The organism is Burkholderia sp. Ac-20384 (genome assembly GCF_017104605.1).
Taxonomy (GTDB): Bacteria; Pseudomonadota; Gammaproteobacteria; order Burkholderiales; family Burkholderiaceae; genus Burkholderia; species Burkholderia lata.
Genome location: NZ_JAAGPE010000478.1, coordinates 1 through 4731, shown reverse-complemented (window position 1 = coordinate 4731; position 4731 = coordinate 1). Strand labels below are relative to the sequence as shown.

Annotated in this window: 4 protein-coding genes and 1 pseudogene; 4 read left to right on the top strand and 1 reads right to left on the bottom strand. The window is 69.7% G+C overall.

Annotated elements, in window-relative coordinates; all coding sequences use genetic code 11:
• The 3 genes from G3O00_RS40130 to G3O00_RS40120 form a co-directional block, all read left to right on the top strand.
• Positions 1-581, top strand: a 581-nt coding sequence (locus tag G3O00_RS40130; RefSeq protein ID WP_241025561.1) for a LysR substrate-binding domain-containing protein, incomplete at its 5' end; no start/stop codon positions are given.
• A 265-nt stretch (positions 582-846) separates the two neighbouring features.
• Positions 847-1140, top strand: coding sequence for a hypothetical protein (locus G3O00_RS40125; RefSeq protein WP_206146307.1), 294 nt, complete (start codon positions 847-849; stop codon positions 1138-1140).
• Between the two features lie 48 nt (positions 1141-1188).
• Positions 1189-3309 (top strand): phospholipase C, phosphocholine-specific, encoded by a 2121-nt coding sequence (locus G3O00_RS40120; protein WP_206146306.1) that lies wholly within the window; start codon positions 1189-1191, stop codon positions 3307-3309.
• Positions 3310-3359: 50 nt separating this feature from the next.
• On the opposite strand, the gene G3O00_RS40115 is transcribed toward G3O00_RS40120, so the two are convergent.
• The gene (locus G3O00_RS40115) at positions 3360-3983 is read right to left on the bottom strand and encodes an alpha/beta hydrolase (protein WP_206146305.1); all 624 of its coding nucleotides are present in this window, start codon (positions 3981-3983) and stop codon (positions 3360-3362) included.
• Between the two features lie 347 nt (positions 3984-4330).
• Between G3O00_RS40115 and G3O00_RS40110 the strand changes: the two are divergent.
• Positions 4331-4731, top strand: a pseudogene (locus G3O00_RS40110) (glyoxylate/hydroxypyruvate reductase A); the annotation flags it as partial.

The following is a 4731-nucleotide window of genomic DNA, read 5'->3' as shown; positions in this document are numbered from 1 at the left end:
GGCTTGCGCCGCGCCTGCCGCGCTTCTCGGCCGCGCATCCGCACATCGCGATCGCGCTGCACCCGGACGTGGCGCTCGCGCCGCTGCGCAAGCGCGACCGCATCGACGTCGCGCTGCGCTACGGGCCCGGCACGTGGCCGGGCGTCGTCGCCGAGAAGCTGATGAACGAGACGATCTTTCCGGTGGCGAGCCCCGCGTACCGCAATCGCGACGGCATTGCGCCGCGCGCGCCGGCGGATCTCGTGCGTGCGACCCTGCTGCGCCATCCCGCGCAGCCTTGGGAACCGTGGCTCCAGGTCGCGCGGCTCGACCTCACCGAATCCGCACGCGCGCCGCGCTTCACCGATGCGAATGCACTGATCGACGCGACGCTGAAAGGGCGCGGCGTCGCGCTCGCGCGCCGCTCGCTGATCGAGCCCGAACTCGCGGACGGCACGCTCGTGCGCGTATCGACGGTGCGCGTGACCGACGTGTATGCGCACTACGTCGTGTGGCGCCCGGGGCATCGACATGAAGCGGCGATCCGCACCTGGCTCGACTGGCTGCGCAGCGAGGTGCGGCGACGCACGCCGCGTCGCTGAGGCCACGCGATCGGCTGCACGCGTCCATCATGAACGGCGATGCGGCCCCGAACGCCACGGCAAGTCGCATCGCAGGCCCGCGTAAAAATGCCCGACTCGCATCGCCCGCCGGGAAACATTGCGTCCCGTCATCGCGCGAAAGTACTTGGTCAGGATATCGAAAGCATTCCGCAATCACGTGCCGGTCGCAAACGATTCACCGAAACGTCGCATCGCATCGGCATACTCGAAAACGTTTCCCGATCAGCCTGCCAGGAGAGAAGTCATGCGTTGCGTTTCCGTCGTCGTCGTTCTTTGTGCCGCCGCTTTCGTCGCCGCCTGCAGTGACGACGCGCCGCACGACGCTCACGCGACCGACGCTTCGCAGCAGGCCGGCGCATCGTCCGGCTCCGCCAGCGCATTCAACAACGACGCAGCCGCGAACCCCGCCGCGTCCGATGCCGCGCCGCTCGCACCGCCCGTCGTGCACTACCCGCCCGATGACGACGACGACGCGAAGCCCGCGGCAAATGCGGCGAACGCGGCCGCGTCGAGTGTTGCAGCGTCGTCACCCGGCTGATCCCGCCGCTTCCGTCCCCCGACCGCAGCAGAACCGAGGTGAAATAACATGACGTCATCGAGCCGCCGCCGTTTCCTGCATACCGTCGCACAATCCGCGGGCGCCGCCGTCGCGCTCAATGCCTTCCCCGAATCGATCCGCCGCGCGCTCGCGATTCCCGCCGCGCGCGGCACCGGCACGATCCGCGATGTCGAGCACATCGTCGTGTTCATGCAGGAAAACCGCTCGTTCGATCATTACTTCGGACACCTGCGCGGCGTGCGCGGCTACAACGACCGCTTCCCGATCCCGCTGCCGAACGGCAAGCCGGTGTGGTACCAGCCGTCGAAGGCCGACCCGGGCAAGCCGGTGCTGCCGTTCCGGCTGAACACGCTGACGACGAGCGCGCAGTGCGTCGGCGACCTCGACCACTCGTGGTACAAGACGCACGCGGCGATCGACGGCGGCCGCTACGACCAGTGGCCCGCGAACAAGACCGACATGACGATGGGCTATCACGTGCGCGAGGACATCCCGTTCCACTACGCGCTCGCCGATGCGTTCACCGTGTGCGACAACTACTTCTGCTCGCTGCCGGGGCCGACGCACCCGAACCGCTCGTACCTGATGACGGGCACCGTCGACCCGACCGGCAAGTTCGGCGGCCCGCTGCTCGACAACAGCGACTATGTCGACGGCGACGGTCCGCCTGCCTACCAGCTGCTGTCGTGGACGACCTTTCCCGAGCGTCTCGAAGCACACGGCGTGTCGTGGCAGATCTACCAGCAGGGCACGACGGGCAACGATCCGTACAACGGCAACTACGGCACGAACGTGTTGCAGAACTTCGCGAACTTCATCAACGCGAAGCCCGGTTCGTCGCTGTACCAGCGCGCGCAGACCGTGCGCACGCTCGACAACCTGAAGGATGACGTGATCAACGACCGGCTGCCGCAGGTGTCGTGGCTGTGTCCGCCCGCGGCGTTCTCCGAGCATCCGAAATACACGCCCGCGTACGGCGCGAACTACACGTCGCAGATCCTCGATGCGCTCACGTCGAACCCGGACGTCTGGCGCAAGACCGTGCTGTTCATCGTGTACGACGAGAACGACGGCTTCTTCGACCACGTCGTGCCGCCGCAGCCGCCGACGTCGGCCGCGCAGGGCGCGTCGACCGTGACGACCGACGGCGAGCTGCACACGGTCGTGAACCCCGGCCGCGGCGGCAGCTACACGGCCGACGGCCTGCCGTACGGCCTCGGGCCGCGCGTGCCGATGACGGTCGTGTCGCCGTGGACGAAAGGCGGCTTCGTGTGCTCGCAGGTGTTCGACCACACGTCGGTGATCCGCTTCATCGGCGAGCGTTTCGGCATCGACGAACCGAACATCACGCCGTGGCGTCGCACGGTGTGCGGCGACCTCACCGCCGCCTTCGACTTCCGCTCGTCCGACGCATCGTTCCCGCCGCTGCCCGACACGAGCCAGTACCGCTCGATCGCCGACCAGCAGTGCACGTCGCAGCCCGCGCCGACGGTGCCCGCGACGCCGTCGCCGATCGACCCGCAGGAGCCCGGCGTGCGGCCGGCACGTGCGCTGCCGTACGAGCTGCACGTGAACGCAAGCATTGATGGCGGCACCAGGCTGCGCATCGAGTTCGCGAACCGCGGCAACCAGGGCGCGCATTTTCACGTGTATTCGACGAACCGCACCGACGGCCCGTGGCGCTATACGGTGGGCGCGCGCCGCGTGCTGCATGCGGACTTCGACCTGACCGTGACGAACGGGGCATACACGTTCTCGGTGTACGGGCCGAACGGCTTCGTACGCGTGTTCTCGGGCAACGTGTCGGCCCCGGCCGCGCGGCATCGCAACCCGGCGCAGCCGGAAGTGAAGGCCGGCTACGACGTCGCGAACGGCAACCTGTACCTGAAGCTGCGCAACCATGGCGGCGCTCACGTCACGCTGACGCTGACCGACAACGCGTACGGCGCGCCTTCACGGCAGGTCACGCTGCATGGCGGCGACGAGCGCGTCGAGCAGTGGGCGCTCGCGGCGAGCCACCAATGGTATGACGTGACGGTGAGCGACGGCGCGGCCGGTACCTTCTCGCGCCGTTTCGCGGGCCACGTCGAGAACGGCCGGCCGAGCTATTCGGATCCGGCGGCGGTACAGCCCGTCTCCGCGGCGTAAGCGCGACGGCGCGGTGTGGCACGGCACCCGCCGTGCCGCCCGCCCCGGCGTCAGACCGCGTGCGCGAGCGCGCGGTCGACGAGTGCGGCTTCGAAGCCGTCGTCTGCGTCGCGAAAGCGCAGCGGTGCCGCGCAGTGGACGAGCGTGTCGATGAAGTATTTCGCGCGCGGCCACGGCCCGAAGCCGGCCGCGGTGTTGATGTGTCCGGCGTCGCCGAGGTTCACGAACGCGCTGCCCAGGTGCTGCGCGAGCGTGCGAGCGTCCCCGAGCGGCATCCACGGATCGGTCTCGCTGCCGATCACGATCGACGGCACGGCGAGCCGGCGCGCGTCGAACGGCCCGGCAAACGTGAATTTCTTCGGACTGGCGGGCGCGACGAGCAGCACGCCCGCGACGTCGCCCGTATGCGGCCACTGCGCGAGCGCGTGCGCGGCCGCGAGACAGCCGAAGCTGTGCGCGGCCAGCACGAACGGGCCGCGTTCGCGGTCGAGCAAGGCGCGCACCGATTGCGCCCAGCGCGCGAGATCGGGCGCGTCCCAGTCGTCCTGCTCGACGCGCAGCGCGCGCGGGAACTGGCGTTCGAGCCAGGTCTGCCAGTGAGCGCCTTCGCTGCCGTGCAGGCCCGGAACGGTCACGAGCCGCGGCGGCCACGCCGATTTGCTGCATGCGCGCATGATTGCCCTCGCTTGCTTGAAGACGGGATTCGATTGTGGCGCGGCGCCCCCGGCGGCCGAACCAATATTTTGTGCTTTGCTTTTGCGTGGGGCGGCCATCCCCGGATCGCTACCCAAAGCGGCCGCCCACGCCCGTCTCCGGCCCCGCGCACCGGCGCGCGATGCGCCGCGAGACCGTAGAATGTGGGCTTCCCGTCAGCTTCAAACGGAACCGGGGCCGGGCGCCGACGCGCCGGGCGCCCGGTCGTCAGGAGACGCCCGATGTCCGCTACGCCCGCCGGCGCGCTGCGCCCGGCCCCGCTCGCCGTTCCCGTGACGCGCCTCGCCGGCGCGCGCGCCGTCATCCAATGAAGATCCTGTTCCACTCCCCGCACCAGGAAGCCAGCGCGTGGCGCGACGAGATCGCGCATGCGCTGCCGGAAGCCGAATTGCGCGCGTGGCAGCCGGGCGATACGGCCGCCGCCGACTACGCGCTCGTCTGGCGCGCGCCGCGCGAATTCTTCGCCCCGCGCGACGGCCTGCGCGCGATCTTCAACCTCGGCGCCGGCGTCGACGCGCTGCTCGCGCTCGAGCACGCGCATCCGGGCACGCTGCCGCCGCACGTGCCGCTCGTGCGGCTGGAAGATTCGGGCATGGCGCAGCAGATGGTCGAATACGTGACGCACGCGGTGCTGCGCTACCTGCGCCGCTTCGACGAATACGAAGTGCTGCAGCGCGAGCGGCGCTGGCAGCCGCTTGAACCGCATGG